This window comes from uncultured Microbacterium sp. (assembly GCF_900078385.1).
Classification (GTDB): domain Bacteria; phylum Actinomycetota; class Actinomycetes; order Actinomycetales; family Microbacteriaceae; genus Microbacterium.
This window is the reverse complement of the sequence record NZ_FLQR01000010.1, coordinates 152,353-170,944: the sequence shown is the minus strand read 5'-3', so window position 1 is coordinate 170,944 and position 18,592 is coordinate 152,353. Positions and strand designations below refer to the sequence as shown.

The window sequence follows — 18,592 nt, the reverse complement described above, 5'->3', positions numbered from 1 at the left end:
CTCAGTCGGCGCGGGTGTACACCCACGGCAGCGCGGAGACGTCGAGCCGGTGCCGTGCGGAGCCGCCCGCTGCGGCGGCGTCGTATTCGGCATCCTCCCGCCACAGCAGGAGCGTGCCGTGCCCACCATGGTGCAGTGCCGTCTCGTAGGTGCGGAGCGCTTCGCGATCGGCGCGCACCAGGAGCGCGTCGACGCCGCCTCCGGACAGCTCGTGCAGGGTCACCCAGGTGGGCGGGTACAGCGTGAGCTCCCCGCGGGAGTGACGCGCGAGCACGTCGGCCGGACGGGCCCACATCGCTCCCACGGCCTCGGCGTCGGCGAGCGCGAGCTCGGTGCCGGTGTCTCGGGCGAGGAAGAACCAGGTGCGGATGCGCAGCGCGATGCCCGGCGGCGGCTCCCACCGCGCGAACGCGTGCAGGGCGTCGGGGGCGAGACGGAGCCCGGTCTCCTCCCAGGTCTCCCGGATGGCGGCGGCGCGGGCCGCGGCCTCCTCGTCGTCGCCCTCGTCGGACGGTTCGAGCTTGCCGCCGGGAAAGACCCACGCCCCCGCGAAGCTCCCCCGGTCGGGACGGTGGATGAGGAGCGCCTCCGCGCCGCCGGGCGCATCGCGGAGGACCACGACGGTGGCCGCGACCGGGAGATCGTCCGCGGCGGCGGGAGCGGGCGCATCGTCTCGGGGCTCCGCGGCAGCGGCGGCGAGGTCGCGGGTCACGTCGTCGGACACGGCACGACTCTACGCGGAGGGCCGGGCCGTGGGCGGGTCAGACGGCGAGCGCGACGCGGCGCTCGGAGGCGAAGCTGGCGATCGCGATGACGAGGCCCGCCGCGGCCAGGCCCGCGCCGACCCACAGCGGGGCGACGTAGCCGAAGCCGCCGGCGATGACGGCGCCGCCGAGGAACGCGCCCGCCGCGTTGCCGATGTTGAGCGCCGAGTGGTTGAGGGCGGCGGCGATCGACTGGTTGTCGCCGGCGACGTCCATGAGACGGGATTGGATGGCGGGACTGAGCACCGACGAGGCGAACCCGACGGCGAAGACGAGGACGGTGACCGCGACGATCGAGCCGGCCGTGAGGGCGAGGAGCACCTGTACGAGGATGAGGACGCCGAGTCCGCCGAGGATCGTGCGGGTGAGGTCCACGTCGGCGAGGTGTCCGCCCACGAGGTTGCCCACCGTCATCCCGACCCCCATCACGACCAGGACGAGCGGCACCACCCACGCGGGTGACCCGGTCACCTCGGTCACGACCGGCGCGACGTAGCTGTACACCGCGAAGAAGCCGCCGAACCCGATCGCGCCGATGCCGAGGGCGAGCCACACCTGCCCGACGCGGAAGACGGCGAGCTCGGCGCGGAGCGTCCGCCCCGGATCGCCGACGTGCGCGGGCACCGTGAGCCCGATGAGGACGGTCGCGAGGGCGAAGATGCCGGCGACGAGGAGGAACGCGGTGCGCCAGCCGAGCTGTTGGCCGAGGAAGGTGCCGAGCGGCACCCCGACGACGTTGGCGACCGTGAGGCCGGTCAGCACGAACGCGACGCCCTTCGCGCGTTTGCCCGGCCCGAGGGCGTCGGCGGCGACGAGCGCCCCGATGCCGAAGTAGGCCCCGTGCGGCAGGCCCGCGAGCAGACGCGACGCGGCGACCGCCTCGAACGTGGGGAGGAGGAAGGTGAGCGCGTTGAAGACCGTCAGCGCGAGGGCCAGGAGAAGCATGACGCGGTGACGCGGGTACTTCGCGACCGAGCCGGCGATCGTCGGCGCGCCGATGACGACGCCGAGGGCGTACAGCGTGATGAGCCACCCCGTGCGTGCGATCGCGTCCTCGGGGTCGGTCGCCCAGGCCTGCGGCAGGAGATCGCGGGCGATGTCGGGGAGCAGGCCCATGACGACGAACTCGGTCATGCCGATGCCGAAGCTGCCGATGGCGAGGGAGAGGAGCGCCCACTTCGCCGCACCCCTCGAGCTGGTCGAGGCGGTCACACGTCGATGCTACTCGGTTTCCGACACGTGTCGAACCGATTCGATGGCCTGTTCCAGCCGCTCGATCTTCCCGTCGATCTCGCCGGTCCAGCCCGGGCGGATGTCGGCCTTCAGCACGAGGGACACGCGCGACCCGAACGGCAGCACCGCGTCGGTCGCGGCCTTCACGACCGCCATGACCTCGTCCCACTCCCCCTCGATCTCGGTGAACATCGAGGACGTGCGGTGCGAGAGCCCGGATGCCCGGACGACGGCGACGGCCGCCGCGACCGCGTCATGGACGGAGCCGTCGGCGCGGCCGGTGCCGCTGGGGGCGACGGAGAAGGCGATGAGCATGGGGACCTCTCAGGGGATCGGGTGCAGCAGGGCGGCGCGGGCGCGGACGTGCGGGTGCAGGCGGGCGAGGCGGACGACCATCCAGGCGAACAGCGCGACGATCACGAGGTTGCGCACGGTGAGCAGCGTGACGGCGAGCGGGGCGGGGTAGAGGATGTCGGCGTACAGCACGGGGTACACGAGCTGCGTGAGGAACGCCGCGCCGAGGGCCAGGCCGGCCGGCGCGAACCACGCGGCGCGGTCGAGGACCAGGCCGATGACGACCGGGGGGATGAGCCAGCCGAGGTACTGCGGGGAGCCGACCTTGTTGAACACGATGAACCCGGTGACGAGCGCGAGAGCGAGGGTGGGGAACAGGGTGATGAACCGCACGCCGCGCACGGCCTGCACCGCCCCCAGCACCGCGACGGCGCCGACCGCGATGATCAGCAGCGGGGTCATCGCCGCGATGACGGTGTCGATCTCGGTGCCGGTGACCTGGAAGGTCAGCAGGTCGGTGGAGTAGTACACCCAGAACCCGTCGAGGCGGAGGAGCGCCCCCCAGAGGTAGGGCATGCTCACGGGCGCCTCGACCTGCAGGCCGCGCGTGGTCTGATCGGAGATGAACCCGAACGCACTGGCCATCCCCCCGGCGGCCCCCACCGCCGCGAGCGTGAGCGCGGAGACCACGACCGCCCCGCCGACGAGCGCGCCGCGTCGGCGGGCGGCGATCACGGCCGCGGCGAGGACGGCGGCGGGCCACACCTTCATCCACGTCACCGCGGCCAGGAGGAGCGAGGCGACCCACGGGCGGCCGATGATCCACAGGGACGCGAGGATGACGACCGGCACGGTGAACCCGTCGAGACGGTAGATGCCGACCGGGCCGAGCAGCGCGATCGCGGCCAGCCAGAACCAGGCCGCGACGCTGCGCCCGGTGGAGCGGCCGCGCCCCACCAGGACGGCGAACGCGACGGCATCCATCAGCACGACGAGGACCGCCCACGCCACGGTGTAGCTGCCCACGAGGGCCGCCACCACCTGCGTCAGCACCATCGGCACGAGGGCGAGCTGCGGATACACCCACGTCGAGTCGATGCCGACGATTCCGCCGCCGGTGAGCGCCTGCGCCGACCACGGCTCGTACACGCGGTACACGTCGCCCATCGGCTCGTTGGGCATGACGAACCCCAGCCACGCGACGCCGAGGTGCACGAGCGCGAAGGCGATCCACAGGACGGCGCGCCTCGACATCCCCCCATCCTAGGGAGCGCGGACGGCGGGACCCCGACGCCGCGTCAGCCGCGGGACAGCACGCCGCCCACCGCCGCCGCGAGCGCGTCGGCCACATCGCCGGCCGTCACGGGTCCGCCGTCCCGCACGTGCGAGGCGAGCCGGGCGGCACGCGAATGCAGCCACGCCGCGGCGGCCGCCAGCGCGGCCAGATCCACGGTCGGCTCCGCTCCCCGGGCGGCCTCGGCGCCGGCGACGAGCGCGCCCAGCGCGCCCGCGAGCACATCCCCGGTCCCCGCCGTCGCGAGCCACGAGGTCTCGGCGCGCACGACCCGCACCCAGCCCGACGGCGCGGCGACGATCGTGGCGGCGCCTTTGAGCAGCACGACCCCGCCGAGTGTCGCCGCGGTCTCCCGCGCGGCCGTGACGTCGTCCGGCGCCTCACCCAGGCCGAGCAGGTCGCGCAGCCGGCGGTGTTCGCGCGCGTGCGGCGTCACGATGATCGGCGCGGTGGCCTCCGGCGCGAGATCCAGCGCGCCGGCGTCGACGACGACGGGTTCCGCGCCGGTCAGGATGTCGCGCAGGGCCTCGGTCTCCGCGCGCGAACGCACGCCGGCATCCGTCCCGGACCCGATCAGCCAGGCCTGCACCCGGCCGTCCACCGTCACCGTCTCGGGCCGCCTCCGCAGGACGAGATCGGTGGCTCGGTCCGGCCCCAGGTAGCGCACCATCCCGAGCCCCGTCCGCCACGCGGCCTCCACACCGAGGACCGCGGCGCCGGGATACGCATCCGACCCGGTGCGGACGCCGAGGACCCCACGGGAATACTTGTCGTCGGACGCCGTTGGCACCCGGAGGACGCCCGCGGTATCCGCCGACGTCCATTCGTCGGTGTCGAACATGGCGCCACCCTACCCGCCCCCCACGAGTGCCTACACGAAGGACATGAGCGCATGAGTTCGCTGCTGACCCCCCTGACCCTCCGACGGACCTCGTTCCGCAACCGGCTGTGGGTGGCGCCGATGTGCCAGTACTCCGCCGTCGACGGGATCCCCAACGACTGGCACCACGTGCACCTGGCGCAGTTCGCCTCCGGCGGGGCGGGCCTCGTCATCGCGGAGGCCACCGCGGTGGTGCCGGAGGGACGGATCACCCCGGAGGACACCGGGCTGTGGACGGACGGGCAGCGTGACGCGTGGGCGCCCATCGTGGCCGCCATCCGCGCGCGCGGCGCGGTGCCCGGCATCCAGCTCGCGCACGCGGGCCGGAAGGCGTCCACCTGGTCCCCGTTCTCCGGGCGGCGCGGATCGGTGTCGGCCGAGGACGGCGGATGGACCACGACGGCGCCCTCGGCGATCGCGTTCGACGGCTTCGCGGCGCCGGAGGCACTGGATGCCGCCGGTATCGACGCGATCGTGGATGCGTTCGCGGCGGCCGCCGTCCGGGCCGTCGAGGCGGGCTTCGAGGTGCTCGAGGTGCACGCGGCGCACGGCTACCTGCTGCACCAGTTCCTCTCGCCCCTGTCGAACCTGCGCGAGGACGAGTACGGCGGGTCGCTGGAGAACCGCGCGCGCCTGCTGCTGCGGGTCGTCGACGTCGTGCGCGCGGCCGCGGGCGACCGGCCGGTCTTCGTCCGGTTCTCGGCGACCGACTGGGCCGACGGCGGCTGGGGCGTCGAGGAGACCGTTGCGGTCGGCAGCTGGGTCGCCGCGCACGGCGCCGACCTGCTCGACATCTCCAGCGGCGGGCTCGTCGCCCACCAGAGCATCACGACCGGTCCCGGCTACCAGGTGCCGCTCGCGGCGGAGATCCGACGGCGCACGGGCGTTCCGGTCGGAGCGGTCGGCGAGATCACCGGCGGACAGCAGGCCGAGCAGATCGTCGCCGCGGGCGAGGCCGACGCGATCCTCGCCGCGCGGGAGTGGCTGCGCGACCCGCACTTCGGCCTCCGGGCCGCCACCGAGCTGGGCGAGCCGACGGCCGCACCCTGGCCGCCGCAGTACGAGCGGGCACGGCCGCGCGTCGCCGGCTGAGCGCGGGGCGCGCCGCCCCCGCTCGGGTCCGGCGCGCCCGGCTCAGAAGCCGCGACGGGTGGCGTCGTGCACTTCGCCGACGAGCTCCTCGATGATGTCCTCGAGGAACAGCACGCCGGTGATCCGGCCCTTCGTGTCGCGCACCTGCGCGAGGTGGCGGCTGGAACGGCGCATGAGCGCCAGGGCGTCCTCGAGGTCGGTGGTCTCGGCGACCGGCAGCATGTGGTGGATGCGCTTGGGCTTGATCGGCAGCGCGGCGCTCGCGCCGGCATCCGGGTCCTCCGCCTCCCGCAGCACGTCCTTCAAGTGCACGTAGCCGATCGGCAGGCTCTCGGCGTCGACGATCACGTAGCGCGAGTAGCCGTGCTTGGCGACGGCGCGCTCGATCTCGTCCGGCGTCGTGTGCTCCGGCAGTGTCACGAGCGCCGACAGCGGCACGGCGATGTCCTTCGCCTTCTTGTCGGTGAACTCCACCGCCGCCGCGACCGCCCCGGAGGCGTCGTCCAGGACGCCCTCGATGCGCGACTGGTTGACGATCGTCGCGACTTCGTCGAGCGTGAAGGTCGAGGCGGCCTCGTCCTTCGGCTCGACGCCGAAGAGGCGGACCGCGTGGTTCGCGATCCAGTTGAGTACGACGATCAGCGGGTGGAAGAGCTTGGAGACCCAGACGAGCGGTGTCGCGAGCATGAGCACCGCGCGGTCGGGCAGCGAGAACGCCAGGTTCTTCGGCACCATCTCGCCGAAGACGACGTGCAGGTACGACACGAGCAGCAGTGCGACGGCGAACGCAACGCCGCCGATGACGGCCTCGCTCCAGCCCGTGAGCCCGAGCGGACCCTCCAGCAGGTGGTGGATCGCCGGCTCCGAGACGTTCAGGATCAGCAGGGAGCAGATCGTGATGCCCAGCTGGCTCGTCGCGAGCATGCGGGTCGCGTGCTCCATGGCGTACAGCGCGGTCTTGGCGGCGCGCGAGCCCTTCTCGGCGAGCGGCTCGATCTGCGAGCGGCGCGCGGAGATGACGGCGAACTCGGCGCCGACGAAGAACGCGTTGAACGCGAGCAGCACCACGAGCCACGCGATTCCGGCCCAGTCGTTCATCGGGTCTCACCGCCCGTCTCGTCGGCGCCGCCCGGGAGCGGCGTGGGCAGGAAGCGGACCCGGTCGACACGGCGGCCGTCCATGCGCTGGACGCGCAGCGTGCCGTCCTCGAGCTCGACGGCGTCGCCGACGGTCGGGATCCGCTCGAGCGTGGCCATGAGGAATCCGCCGATCGTGTCGTAGACGTCGCCCTCGGGGACGCGGATGCCGGTGCGGTCGAGCAGTTCGTCCGGCCGGAGGTCGCCGGGGAAGACGACGCTGCCCTCGCGGCCGCGCACGATGCCGGCGCGACTGCGGTCGTGCTCGTCGAGCACCTCGCCGACGATCTCCTCCACGAGGTCCTCGAGGGTGACGACGCCGGCGGTCCCGCCGTACTCGTCGACGACGATGGCCATCTGGTACCCCCGGGCACGGAGCTCGGACATCAGGGCATCCAGGTGCACGGCCTCCGGGACCCGCAGCGGCTCCTCCGCGATCGCGGCGGCCGGAACGTCGGCGCGGCGATCGCGCGGCACGCTGACGGCCTGCTTGAGGTGCACGATGCCGGTGATGTCGTCCATCGACTCGTCGTAGACCGGGAAGCGACTGTGGCCGGTGCGGCGCGCGAGCTGCACGACGTCCTCGACGCTGTCGCCCGCTGCCACGGCGTGGATGCTGGGGCGCGGCGTCATGACGTCGGCCGTGGTCAGGCGGGCGAAGTTCAGGGTGCGGTCCAGGAGCGACGCGGTGTCCTTCTCGAGCAGACCCGCACTGGCGGAGCGGCGGACCAGGCTCGACAGCTCCTCGGCGGTGCGCGCGCCGGACAGCTCCTCCTTCGGCTCGATGCCGACGGCGCGGAGCACGCCGTTCGCGCTGCCGTTGAGCACGGTGATGGCCGGACGGAACACCGTGGTGAACGCCACCTGGAACGGCATCACGAGCTTCGCCGTCTGGCGCGGGATCGCGAGCGCGAAGTTCTTGGGCACCAGCTCGCCGAGGATCATCGAGAAGACGGTCGCGATCGCGACGCCGATGATCGTCGCGATGGGACGGGACGCCGAGTCCGGCATCCCCCAGCCCTCGAAGACCGGCCGGAGCAGGTTCGAGATGGCGGGCTCCATCGTGTAGCCGGTGAGCAGCGTCGTCAGCGTGATACCGAGCTGCGCACTGGAGAGGTGGGTCGAGGTGATCCGCAGAGCCGCGATGGTCCGCGCGAGCCGGGATTCACCGGCGGCCTGCCGCGCTTCGAGGTCGGCGCGGTCGAGGTTGACGAGCGCGAACTCGCTGGCGACGAAGAGACCGGTGCCGATGGTCAGGAGCAGCCCCACGCCCAACATGACGTAATCCATCACGCATCACCCCCGCTCCGCAGCGAGGAGGGTCGGTGGGGCGAGCGTCTACTGGGAGGGTCGTCCATTGTGCCGCCGATTCTACGGCACGCGTCCGTCCCTTCGGCATCCGCCCACCCCGCCGCCGCCCCGCCCACCCCACCCCGTCGTCACCCGTCGCGCGGTCGAAAGCGGCACACGCGGTCGAACCTTCCGCAGCGCGTGCCGTTTTCGACAGCGCGCATCGGCGTCGCGGCGCCTCCTCCCCGGGACGCGCGATGGCCCGGTGGTCCACGGGTGCGCGGGTCCGGCCGCGCGTGGCGGGCGGGGCCGGTCACGGTGGGAGGCATGATGCCCGTCCCCGAGATCCTGGTGGCGCGTCGGCGGGAGCTGATCGCCCACCCCGACTACCGGCGCGTCCGGCGTCACCTGCGCGAGCGCACCTGGACGCGGATCGCCCCGGGCGTGTTCGTGAGCAGCCCCGAATGGCGCGCGCTGAGCGGCATCCGACGTCACCGCCTGCGCGTCGAGGAGGTGCTCGCCCGGCTCGATGCGCCCGCGGTGGTGTCGCACTTCGCCGCTGCGGCCGTGTGGGGCATCGATCTGCTCGGCCCGTGGCCGGATGCCGTCGACGTCACGATTGCACGGGCCACGGGCGGACGCTCCGGCGGAGCGATCCGTCGGCGAGCGCTGGGGCTCGAGCGGGTCGCGCGGGTGCCGTTCGGTGCGCACGAGGTCACGACGCCCGCGCAGACCGCTCTCGACCTGGCGCGCATCCTGCCGTTCGCCCGCGGCGTGTCCGCGATCGACCAGGCGCTGTGGACGGGCCGGGGCGGCGGGGCTCTCGCGACGACGGAGGACATCCTCGCACTGCTCGACACGGAGCCCGTGCGCGGGGATGCGCGTGCGCGGCGCGGTCGCGGCATCCGCGTCGCTGGCCGCCAATGCCCGTGAGACGCAGATGCGGCTGCTGGTGATCGCGCTCGGCTTCCCGCACCCGCGGCTGCAGGAGCGCCGCCGGCTGCGCAGCGGCCGCCTCGTCTTCGGTGATCTGTACTTCCCGGAGGCCGATCACTGGCTCGAGATCGACGGCCGCGGAAAGTACCTGAGCCCGGAGTTCAGCGCCGGCCGGACGCCGGCCGCGATCGTCATCGAGGAGAAGACCCGCGAGAACGAGATCCGCCGGGAGGTGCGGGGATTCTCCCGTCTCGAGGCCACCGACGCGGACCACCCTCAGCGGGTCTACGACGTCCTGACCGCGGACGGCCTGCGCAGCAGCAAGCCGCGCCCGCGCGCCGGCGACCCCGTCCTGCGGTGACGGCATCCGCGCGGCCGAAAGCGGCACGCGCGGTCGAACGTTCCGCAGCGCGTGCCGCTTTCGGCAGCGCGGGCGACGGGCAGAATGGGGGCGTGGTGAGTGGCAGCGGAGCGGGCGGAGCTGGCGGAGTCGGCGAGGATCGCGGCGGGATCCGGGTGCGTCCCTTCGTGGCGGAGGACATCGACGCCTATCGGCGCTGGCTGCAGCCCGACCAGGACTGGCACCGCTGGGACGGCCCCTACTTCGCGAAGCTCGACGCCGGGCAGATCGACGCCGCGTGCGCACGGCTGGCGACGGGGCTCGCCGACGGGTCGTACGCCGCGCACTCGCCGCTGCAGCGCGCCGTGATCGCCGCCGCCGAGGACCCGGCGACGATCCTCGGCACCGTCTCGTGGCATTGGGAGTCGCAGGCGTCGGACTGGCGGCGCATGGGCCTCACCGTCTACGACCCCGTGCTCCGCGGGCGCGGCATCGGCACCGCGGCGCTGCACATCTGGACCGATTACCTCTTCCGCACGACGGATGCCGTCCGCCTCGACTACTCGACGTGGTCCGGCAACGAGCGGATGCTGGCCGTCGGGCGCCGCCTCGGCTTCACGGAGGAGGCGCGTTTCCGCGACGCCCGCGAGGTGCGGGGTGAGCGCTACGACTCCGTCGTCATGGGCGTGCTGCGCCGGGAGTGGGAGGACCGGGAGCGCGAGGCGGCTACCAGCTGACCGGCAGCGCCTTGCCCTCCTCGTAGCCGGCCGCCGACTGCAGGCCGACCGTGGCCCGCTCGTGGAATTCGGGCACCGTCGCCGCCCCCGCGTACGTGAACGACGACCGGACGCCCGAGGTGATCATGTCGATGAGGTCCTCGACGCTCGGCCGGAGCGGGTCCAGGTAGATGCGCGACGACGAGATGCCCTCCGCGAAGAGCTCCTTGCGTGCCCGCTCGTAGGGGTCCAGACGCCCGAAGCGGCCGTGCACCGCCTTCGTCGAGGCCATCCCCCACGATTCCTTGAAGACACGGCCGGTCTCGTCGATCTGCAGCGGGCCCGGCGACTCGATCGTGCCGGCGAACCACGAGCCGATCATGACGGACGCGGCCCCTGCGGCGAGCGCGAGCGCGACGTCGCGCGGGTAGCGGACTCCGCCGTCCGCCCAGACGTGCGCGCCCAGTTCGGCGGAGGCGTCGGCGGTCTCCAGCACGGCGGAGAACTGGGGACGACCCACGGCCGTCATCATGCGCGTCGTGCACATGGCGCCGGGTCCCACGCCGACCTTGAGGATCGAGGCGCCGGCGGCGACGAGGTCCTGCACGCCCTCGGTCGTGACGACGTTGCCCGCCGCGATGGGGATGTCCAGCTGCAGGTCGGCGACCGCGCGGAGCGCCCGCAGCATCCCGTCCTGGTGGCCGTGCGCCGTGTCGACGACGAGGACGTCGACGCCGGCCGCGGCGAGCGCCTGCGCCTTCGCCGCCACGTCGCCGTTGATCCCCACGGCGGCCGCGACGATGAGCCGGCCGTCGGCGTCGACCGCGGGGCGGTACAGCGTCGAGCGCAGCGCGCTGCGCTGCGAGAGCGTCCCGACGAGGTGACCCTGGTGCAGGACGCAGACGGTCTCCGCGCCGGCGTCGACGAGGAGGTCGAAGGCGTGTCGCGCGTCCTCGACGTCGTCCGCGTCGATGGAGGGCGCGCGCCCCCGCGTCAGGTCGCCGAGCCGGGCATCGGGCAGGGCGGTCGCGAGCCGCGACGCCGACACGATCCCGAGCACGTCGTCGATGTGGATGCCGGCACGGCCCGCCGCGGCGACGACGATCGCGTGCGGACCCGCGGGCGGCAGCAGCCCGGCGGCCTCCGCCACCGTCGCGTCCGGGGGCAGCACGAGGGGCGTGTCCCAGGGCACCGGCTGGTCCTTGACCCAGCGGATGGCCGCGTCGAGGTCCTGCAGCGGCATGTCCTGCGGCAGGACGCCGAGTCCGCCGCGGCGTGCCAGCGCCGCGGCGAGCCGCGGCCCCGTGACCGAGTTCATGTTCGACGCGACGAGCGGGATGGTCGCCGCCGTGCCGTCGTGCGGTGACAGATCGACGTCGAGCCGACTCGTCACGGCGGAATGTCGGGGGACGAGGAACACGTCCGAATACGTCAGGTCGACGGTGGGCTGTTCTCCGGAGAACTGCATGAGTCCACGGTAGCGACTCTGCGTGCCGGTTCCGCATCGTCGGATGCCTTCGTGCGGTCGGAGAGCCGGGGTACGGCGCGCAAACCTGGGATACCCTTGTCGAGTGTGCGCGTGGGCGGATCCGATGCCCCGCACGTACTGAACTTCACTGACGAAAGCAGGCGCAACCGTGTCCAGTCCGGCGACCGGCGTGGGAACTTCGAGCGAAAGCGAATTCGGGGCCAATGAATGGCTCGTCGCCGAGATGTACGAGCAATTCGCGAAGGACCGGAACTCGGTCGACAAGGAGTGGTGGCCGGTCCTCGAGGCCTACCAGCCCGACGGCGCCGCTGAGGCCGCCGCGCCCGCACCGGAAGCGACACCGGCACCGGCACCCGCAGCTGCACCGCTAGCGGCACCGGCAGCCGCACCCGCGCAGGACGCGCCCACGACCGCCGCAGCGGCGCCGACCCCGTCGGCATCCGCCCCCGTCGCCCGCACGACCGCCCGCCCCGCCTCCCCGCAGCCGATCCCGGCGCAGGCGCCGAAGGCCGCGCCCGCGGCTCCCTCCGAGGCCGGTGAGGACGTCGTCACGCCGCTCCGCGGCATGACGAAGACCCTCGCGGCCAACATGGACGAGTCGCTCACCGTCCCCACGGCCACGAGTGTGCGCACCGTCCCGGCCAAGCTGATGATCGACAACCGCATCGTCATCAACAACCACATGGCCCGCACCCGCGGCGGCAAGGTCAGCTTCACGCACCTCATCGGCTGGGCGCTCATCCAGGCGCTGAAGGCCTTCCCGAGCCAGAACGTGTCCTACGCCGAGATCGACGGCAAGCCCTCGGTCGTCGCGCCGGCGCACATCAACCTCGGCATCGCGATCGACCTCCCCAAGCCGGACGGCTCGCGCGCCCTCATGGTGCCGAGCATCAAGCGCGCCGAGGCCCTCACCTTCAGCGAGTACCTCGCCTCCTACGAGGACCTCGTCACCCGCGCCCGTGGCAACAAGCTCACCGCCGCCGACTTCCAGGGCACCACGATCTCCCTCACCAACCCGGGCGGCATCGGCACCGTGCACTCCGTGCCGCGCCTCATGAAGGGTCAGGGCTGCATCGTCGGCGCCGGCGCCCTCGAGTACCCGGCCGAGTTCCAGGGCTCCAGCGAGAAGACCCTCGTCGAGCTCGGCATCGGCAAGACCATCACGCTCACGAGCACCTACGACCACCGCGTCATCCAGGGTGCCGGCTCGGGCGAGTTCCTCAAGATCGTCCACGAGCTGCTCACCGGGCAGCGCGGGTTTTATGAGTCGATCTTCGCGGCGCTGCGGATCCCCTACGCCCCCATCCACTGGGGCACCGACATCAACGTCGACCTGGCTGAGCGCGTCGACAAGACCGCCCGCGTGCAGGAGCTCATCAACTCGTTCCGCGTCCGCGGCCACCTCATGGCGGACATCGACCCGCTCGAGTACGTGCAGCGCACGCACCCCGACCTCGAGATCGAGTCGCACGGGCTGACGTTCTGGGACCTGGACCGCGAATTCGTCACGAACGGCTTCGGCGGCAAGCGCCAGATGAAGCTCCGCGACATCCTCGGCGTGCTGCGCGACTCGTACTGCCGCACCATCGGCCTCGAGTACATGCACATCCAGGACCCGGGCCAGCGCAAGTGGTTCCAGGACAACGTCGAGGTCAAGTACCAGAAGCCCGGTCACGGCGAGCAGCTGCGGATCCTCGACAAGCTCAACCAGGCCGAGGCGTTCGAGACGTTCCTGCAGACCAAGTACGTCGGCCAGAAGCGCTTCAGCCTCGAGGGCGGCGAGTCGCTCATCCCCCTGCTCGACGAGATCCTGCAGGGCGCCGCGGGCGCGACGCTGGACGGGGTCGCGATCGGCATGGCCCACCGCGGCCGCCTCAACGTCCTCACCAACATCGCCGGCAAGACCTACAGCCAGATCTTCCGCGAGTTCGAGGGCTCCGTCGCGATCGGCTCGAAGAGCGGGTCGGGTGACGTGAAGTACCACCTCGGCACCGAGGGCACCTTCGTCGCCGACGACGGCGACGAGCTGCCGGTGTACCTCGCCGCGAACCCCTCCCACCTGGAGACGGTCGACGGCGTGCTCGAGGGCATCACCCGCGCCAAGCAGGACCGGATGCCGATCGGCTCGTTCTCCTGGCTGCCGATCCTCGTGCACGGCGACGCGGCCTTCGCGGGCCAGGGCGTCGTGTTCGAGACGCTGCAGATGTCGCAGCTGCGCGCGTACCGCACCGGCGGCACCGTGCACGTCATCGTCAACAACCAGGTCGGCTTCACGACCCTGCCGCAGGACGCCCGCACGTCGATCTACGCCACCGACGTCGCCAAGACGATCCAGGCGCCGATCTTCCACGTGAACGGCGACGACCCGGAGGCCGTCGTCCGTGTCGCGGAGATCGCGTTCCGGTACCGCCAGGAGTTCAACCGCGACGTCGTGATCGACATCGTGTGCTACCGCCGCCGTGGTCACAACGAGGGCGACGACCCCTCGATGACCCAGCCGCTCATGACGAACCTCATCGAGGCGAAGCGCTCGGTCCGGCGCCTGTACACCGAGGCGCTCGTCGGTCGCGGCGACATCACGGAAGAGGAGTACGAGCAGGCCAAGCGCGACTTCCAGGACCGCCTGGAGATCGCGTTCGCCCAGACCCACGCCGCCGAGACCGGCTCCTCCCCCGTCGTCGCCCCCACCACGACGATCGAGGTCGTCGCCGGCGAGCCCGAAACGACCGGCGTCTCCGCCGACGTCGTCCGCCAGGTCGGCGAGGCGTTCATCAACAAGCCCGAGGGCTTCACGGTGCACAACAAGATCCAGCAGCTGCTGGACAAGCGCCATGACATGAGCCGCAACGGCAGCATCGACTGGGGCTTCGGCGAGCTGCTCGCCTTCGGCTCCCTCCTGATGGAGGGCACGAACGTCCGCCTCGCCGGGCAGGACTCCCGCCGCGGCACGTTCGTGCAGCGCCATGCGGTCATCCACGACCGCGCGAACGGCCAGGAGTGGCTGCCGCTCGCGAACCTCGCCGACGGTCAGGGCAAGTTCTACGCCTACGACTCGCTGCTCAGCGAGTACGCCGCGATGGCCTTCGAGTACGGCTACTCCGTGGAGCGCGCCGACACCCTGACGCTGTGGGAGGCCCAGTTCGGCGACTTCGCCAACGGCGCCCAGTCGGTCATCGACGAGTACATCTCGGCCGCCGACCAGAAGTGGGGACAGCAGTCGAGCGTCGTGCTGCTGCTGCCGCACGGCTACGAGGGTCAGGGACCGGACCACTCCTCGGCGCGCATCGAGCGCTACCTGCAGATGTGCGCGCAGGACAACATGACCGTCGCGCGCCCCTCGACCCCCGCCTCGTACTTCCACCTGCTCCGCCGGCAGGCCTACGCGCGCCCGCGTCGCCCGCTCATCGTGTTCACGCCCAAGGCGATGCTGCGCCTGCGCGGTGCGACGAGCCCCGTCGAGGACTTCGCGACCGGCCGGTTCCAGCCGGTGCTCGACGACGGCCGGACGCTCGACCGCGGCGCGGTCAAGCGCGTGCTGCTGCACGCCGGCAAGATCCATTGGGACCTCGCGTCCGAGCTCGAGAAGAACCCCAACCCGGAGATCGCCCTCGTCCGCCTGGAGCAGTACTACCCGGCGCCGATCGACGAGCTCAACGCCGTCCTCGACTCCTACCCGGGGGCCGAGCTGGTGTGGGTGCAGGACGAGCCGGAGAACCAGGGGGCGTGGCCGTTCATCGCGCTCGAGGTCGTCAAGCACCTGCACGGCCGGACGATCCGCCGGGTCTCCCGCGCCGCCGCGGCCTCCACGGCGACGGGCTCCCCCAAGGTGCACGCGGTCGAGCACGCCGCCATCATGGCCAAGGCCCTCTCCCTGTAGGACAGCGACGGCGGCATCGGCCGCGCAGACGGGACGCCATGCACGTCGCTCTCCTGGTCAACCCCACCGCGCGCGCGGATGCCGGCGCCCACGCGGCCGAGCACGCCGCCGACCGGCTGCGCGCGCACGGCGTGCAGACGGCGCTCGTCTCGGGCGGGAGCGCGCGGGAATCCTCGGAGCTGCTGGCCGCGGCCCTCGAGCTGGGGGTCGACGCCGTCCTGGTCGCGGGGGGCGACGGCACCGTGAACCTGGCGATCCAGCAGCTGGCCGGCACCGGCATCCCGCTCGGCATCGTCCCCTCCGGTACAGGCAACGACCTCGCCACGACGGTGGGGCTCCGCGATCTCGACGCCGACGGCGCCGCCGACGCCGTCATCGCCGGCCGCACCCGCACGATCGACCTCGCCCGGATCGTCCGCGCGGACGGCACCAGCACGCTGTACGGCACGGTGCTCGCGAGCGGCTTCGACTCGAAGGTCAACGACCGGGCGAACCGGATGCGGTGGCCGCGCGGCGCGATGCGCTACCGCATCGCCCTGCTGATCGAGTTCGTGCGACTGCGTGGTGAGCCGTACGACGTCGACCTCGAACTGGCGGACGGGACCACGCAGCACATCGGCGGCGACCTGCTGATCGCGACGGTCGGCAACGGGCGCACCTACGGCGGCGGCGTGCCCATCTGCCCGGACGCCGACCCCGCCGACGGCCTCCTCGATGTCACGCTCATCCGGCCCGCGGGGCGGCTGCGCCTCCTGCTGCGCCTGCTCCCGCGGGTCTACCGCGGGACGCACACATCCGCTCCCCAGGTGTCGACGTACCGCGTGCGCGCGGCGCGCCTGGCCTCGGCGGGCGTCACCGCCTATGCGGACGGCGACGCGATGGGCGCGTTGCCCGTGCGGGTCGAGGTCGTGCCGCACGCCCTCACGCTCTTCGCGCCCGCCTGAACGACGCGGGCGGTTCACGCGGGGATCAGTGGTGCGCGGCCTGCTCGGAGCGCAGTCGCGCGAGCACCTGGTCGCGCAGCGTCTCGGGCGCCGTCTCGCGGCACGCCCGGGCGACCACTTCGGTCAGGGTTCGGGCGACCAGCGCCTCCTCCTGGCAGCTCGGGCAGTTCGCAAGATGCTCGGTGATGTCCGAATGCTCGGTCTTGCACACTTCGTTGCGGAGGTATTCCTCGAGGTCCTTCCGGGCCTTGTCGCAGCCGCAGTCGGTCATTTCGCGCTCCTCGTCGCGGGCACGTCGATGCCGCGTTCTCTCGCATAGTCGGCCAGCAGGTCACGCAGCATCCGTCTGCCACGATGCAGACGGCTCATGACGGTGCCGATGGGTGTCTTCATGATGTCCGCGATCTCCTGATACGCGAACCCCTCCACGTCGGCGAAGTACACCGCCAGACGGAAGTCCTCCGGGATGGACTGCAGGGCATCCTTGACGATGGATGCCGGCATGCGGTCGATCGCCTCGGCCTCGGCCGACCGCGAACTGGTCGCCGTGGTCGACTCCGCGCCGCCGAGCTGCCAGTCCTCGAGGTCGTCGATCGTCCCCTGGTACGGCTCCCGCTGCTTCTTTCGATACGTGTTGATGTACGTGTTCGTGAGGATGCGGTAGAGCCACGCCTTGAGGTTCGTCCCCTGCGTGAACGAGGCCCAGGCGGCGAACGCCTTGACGAACGTCTCCTGCACGAGATCTGCGGCGTCGGCCGGGTTGCGCGTCATCCGCATGGCCGCTGCGTACAGCTGGTCCATGAAGGGGAGCGCCTGCTCTTCGAACTGGGTACGCGGGTCGACGGCCGCCTGATCTTCCATCAGGAGCCAGTCTACGTCGGCGAGTTCCTCCCATTCGGAGAGTGGGTCGACGGTCGCGATCATTGCACTCCAAAGGCTCAGGGACGGACGGGTTCGTTAGGGTAGAACCCGATGACCGCCCCTGGGTATTCCCCGCAGCCGCCCGCCACCCGCGAACTCTGGTCCGCGCCGGTGGCGGTGGCAGGCGTGCACGCGACCGTCACGGTCCCGGGATCGAAGTCGCTGACCAACCGCGAGCTGATCCTGGCGGCCCTCGCCGAGACGCCCAGCCGCCTCCTGTCGCCCCTGCATTCGGACGACTCGGCGCGCATGATCACGGCGCTGCGGACGCTCGGCGTCCAGATCGAGTCGGTGGACGGCGAGGGCGAATTCGGTCCCGACCTCGAGGTCAACCCGGCTGCCGCGCTGACCGGCGACACGGTCGTCGACTGCGGGCAGGCGGGCACGGTGATGCGGTTCGTCGCTCCGCTGGCGGGCCTGTCGCGGGGCGATGTCACCCTGACGGCCGACGAGAACGCCCTGCACCGCCCGATGGGGACGATGATCAAGGCGCTCCGCGAGATCGGCGTCGACATCGACGACGGCGGGAACTGGTCGCTGCCGTTCACGGTGCGCGGACGCGGGCACATCCGCGGCGGCGAGGTCACGATCGATGCGAGCACGTCCAGCCAGTTCGTCTCGGGCCTCCTGCTGGCGGCGCCCCGCTTCGACGTCGGCCTGCACCTCATCCACTCCGGAGACCGGCTGCCCAGCGCGCCGCACATCGACATGACCGTCGAGGCGCTCGCCCATCGCGGCGTGCACGTCGAGCGGCCGAACGCGCACGAGTGGCTCGTCCCCGCTGGGGCTCTCCGCGGCAAGGACATCGCGATCGAGCCGGACCTCTCCAACGCCGCGCCGTTCCTCGCGGCCGCCGTCGTCACCGGCGGGTCCGTGACGGTCCCCGGCTGGCCCGCGCACTCCACGCAGCCCGGCGCGCTCCTCTCCGACATCCTCACCGTGCTGGGCGCCCGCACCTCGCGCCGCGCCGGCGCGCTCACGGTGACCGGCACCGATCGCATCGCGGGCGTCGACCTGGACCTCAGCGCCGCGAGCGAGCTGACCCCCGTCCTGTTCGCGCTCGCCGCCTTCGCCGACGCGCCGACCACCCTGCACGGGATCGGGCACATCCGCGGCCACGAGACCGATCGCATCGCGGCTTTGGTGTCGAATCTGCGCGCTCTCGGCGGCGAGGCCGAAGAGCTGCCCGACGGCATCCGCATCCTTCCCCGCCCGCTCCGCGGCGGGCTGTGGCGCGCCCACCACGACCACCGGATCGCCACGGCGGGCGCCGTGATCGGCCTGCGCGTCCCGGGCGTCGAGGTCGACGACATCGGCACCACCGCGAAGACCATGCCGGAGTTCCCGCAGCTCTGGCAGCGGATGCTCGAGGGCGATCCGGCGTGA

At 72.2% G+C, this 18,592-nt stretch carries 16 protein-coding genes and 1 pseudogene; 7 read left to right on the top strand and 10 right to left on the bottom strand.

What is annotated here, in order from left to right; all coding sequences use genetic code 11:
* Position 1: 1 nt before the first annotated feature.
* Genes QZL85_RS13240 through QZL85_RS13220 form a run of 5 tightly spaced genes read right to left on the bottom strand, consistent with a single transcriptional unit; the run spans position 2 to position 4,426 of the window.
* Positions 2–724 (bottom strand): NUDIX domain-containing protein, encoded by a 723-nt coding sequence (locus tag QZL85_RS13240; RefSeq protein WP_295577510.1) that lies wholly within the window; start codon positions 722–724, stop codon positions 2–4.
* Between the two features lie 37 nt (positions 725–761).
* A complete protein-coding gene (locus QZL85_RS13235; protein ID WP_295577508.1) occupies positions 762–1,976 on the bottom strand; it encodes an MFS transporter in 1,215 nt (404 codons plus the stop codon).
* Positions 1,977–1,985: 9 nt separating this feature from the next.
* A complete protein-coding gene (locus tag QZL85_RS13230) occupies positions 1,986–2,312 on the bottom strand; it encodes a thiamine-binding protein (RefSeq protein ID WP_295577506.1) in 327 nt (108 codons plus the stop codon).
* A 9-nt stretch (positions 2,313–2,321) separates the two neighbouring features.
* The gene (locus QZL85_RS13225; RefSeq protein WP_295577503.1) at positions 2,322–3,545 is read right to left on the bottom strand and encodes a hypothetical protein; all 1,224 of its coding nucleotides are present in this window, start codon (positions 3,543–3,545) and stop codon (positions 2,322–2,324) included.
* Positions 3,546–3,589: 44 nt separating this feature from the next.
* Positions 3,590–4,426, bottom strand: a complete 837-nt coding sequence (locus QZL85_RS13220) for an ADP/ATP-dependent (S)-NAD(P)H-hydrate dehydratase (protein ID WP_295577501.1) — start codon at positions 4,424–4,426, stop codon at positions 3,590–3,592.
* Positions 4,427–4,477: 51 nt separating this feature from the next.
* Between QZL85_RS13220 and QZL85_RS13215 the strand changes: the two genes are divergently transcribed.
* A complete protein-coding gene (locus QZL85_RS13215) occupies positions 4,478–5,557 on the top strand; it encodes an NADH:flavin oxidoreductase/NADH oxidase (protein ID WP_295577499.1) in 1,080 nt (359 codons plus the stop codon).
* A 42-nt stretch (positions 5,558–5,599) separates the two neighbouring features.
* On the opposite strand, the gene QZL85_RS13210 is transcribed toward QZL85_RS13215, so the two are convergent.
* Both QZL85_RS13210 and QZL85_RS13205 read right to left on the bottom strand, forming a co-directional pair.
* The gene (locus QZL85_RS13210) at positions 5,600–6,655 is read right to left on the bottom strand and encodes a hemolysin family protein (protein WP_295577497.1); all 1,056 of its coding nucleotides are present in this window, start codon (positions 6,653–6,655) and stop codon (positions 5,600–5,602) included.
* Entirely contained in the window at positions 6,652–7,983 is a 1,332-nt protein-coding gene (locus QZL85_RS13205) for a hemolysin family protein (protein ID WP_295577634.1), read from the bottom strand. Before QZL85_RS13205 ends, QZL85_RS13210 begins: the two co-directional genes overlap by 4 nt.
* 327 nt (positions 7,984–8,310) lie before the next feature.
* Between QZL85_RS13205 and QZL85_RS13200 the strand changes: the two genes are divergently transcribed.
* The 3 genes from QZL85_RS13200 to QZL85_RS13190 all read left to right on the top strand — a co-directional run bounded on the left by QZL85_RS13200 (position 8,311) and on the right by QZL85_RS13190 (position 9,996).
* Positions 8,311–8,916, top strand: a complete 606-nt coding sequence (locus QZL85_RS13200; RefSeq protein WP_295577495.1) for a hypothetical protein — start codon at positions 8,311–8,313, stop codon at positions 8,914–8,916.
* On the top strand, positions 8,867–9,280 hold the full coding sequence (locus tag QZL85_RS13195) for a hypothetical protein (protein WP_295577492.1): 414 nt from the start codon (positions 8,867–8,869) through the stop codon (positions 9,278–9,280). The genes QZL85_RS13200 and QZL85_RS13195 overlap by 50 nt, the downstream gene beginning before the upstream one ends.
* Positions 9,281–9,372: 92 nt before the next feature.
* Positions 9,373–9,996, top strand: coding sequence for a GNAT family N-acetyltransferase (locus QZL85_RS13190; protein WP_295577490.1), 624 nt, complete (start codon positions 9,373–9,375; stop codon positions 9,994–9,996).
* Here the strand turns inward: QZL85_RS13190 and QZL85_RS13185 are convergent.
* Positions 9,986–11,443, bottom strand: coding sequence for a GuaB1 family IMP dehydrogenase-related protein (locus tag QZL85_RS13185; protein ID WP_295577488.1), 1,458 nt, complete (start codon positions 11,441–11,443; stop codon positions 9,986–9,988). The genes QZL85_RS13190 and QZL85_RS13185 overlap by 11 nt on opposite strands.
* A 169-nt stretch (positions 11,444–11,612) precedes the next feature.
* On the opposite strand from QZL85_RS13185, the gene QZL85_RS13180 reads away from it, so the two are divergent.
* Positions 11,613–15,341, top strand: a complete 3,729-nt coding sequence (locus QZL85_RS13180; RefSeq protein ID WP_295577486.1) for a multifunctional oxoglutarate decarboxylase/oxoglutarate dehydrogenase thiamine pyrophosphate-binding subunit/dihydrolipoyllysine-residue succinyltransferase subunit — start codon at positions 11,613–11,615, stop codon at positions 15,339–15,341.
* Between the two features lie 35 nt (positions 15,342–15,376).
* Positions 15,377–16,285 (top strand): annotated as a pseudogene (locus tag QZL85_RS13175) (diacylglycerol kinase); the annotation flags it as partial.
* A gap of 25 nt (positions 16,286–16,310) precedes the next feature.
* On the opposite strand, the gene QZL85_RS13170 reads toward QZL85_RS13175, so the two are convergent.
* The gene (locus QZL85_RS13170) at positions 16,311–16,556 is read right to left on the bottom strand and encodes a zf-HC2 domain-containing protein (RefSeq protein ID WP_295577484.1); all 246 of its coding nucleotides are present in this window, start codon (positions 16,554–16,556) and stop codon (positions 16,311–16,313) included.
* Entirely contained in the window at positions 16,553–17,209 is a 657-nt protein-coding gene (locus tag QZL85_RS13165) for a sigma-70 family RNA polymerase sigma factor (RefSeq protein WP_295577482.1), read from the bottom strand. Before QZL85_RS13165 ends, QZL85_RS13170 begins: the two co-directional genes overlap by 4 nt.
* 48 nt (positions 17,210–17,257) lie before the next feature.
* Between QZL85_RS13165 and aroA the strand changes: the two genes are divergently transcribed.
* A complete protein-coding gene (aroA, locus tag QZL85_RS13160) occupies positions 17,258–18,592 on the top strand; it encodes a 3-phosphoshikimate 1-carboxyvinyltransferase (protein ID WP_295577479.1) in 1,335 nt (444 codons plus the stop codon).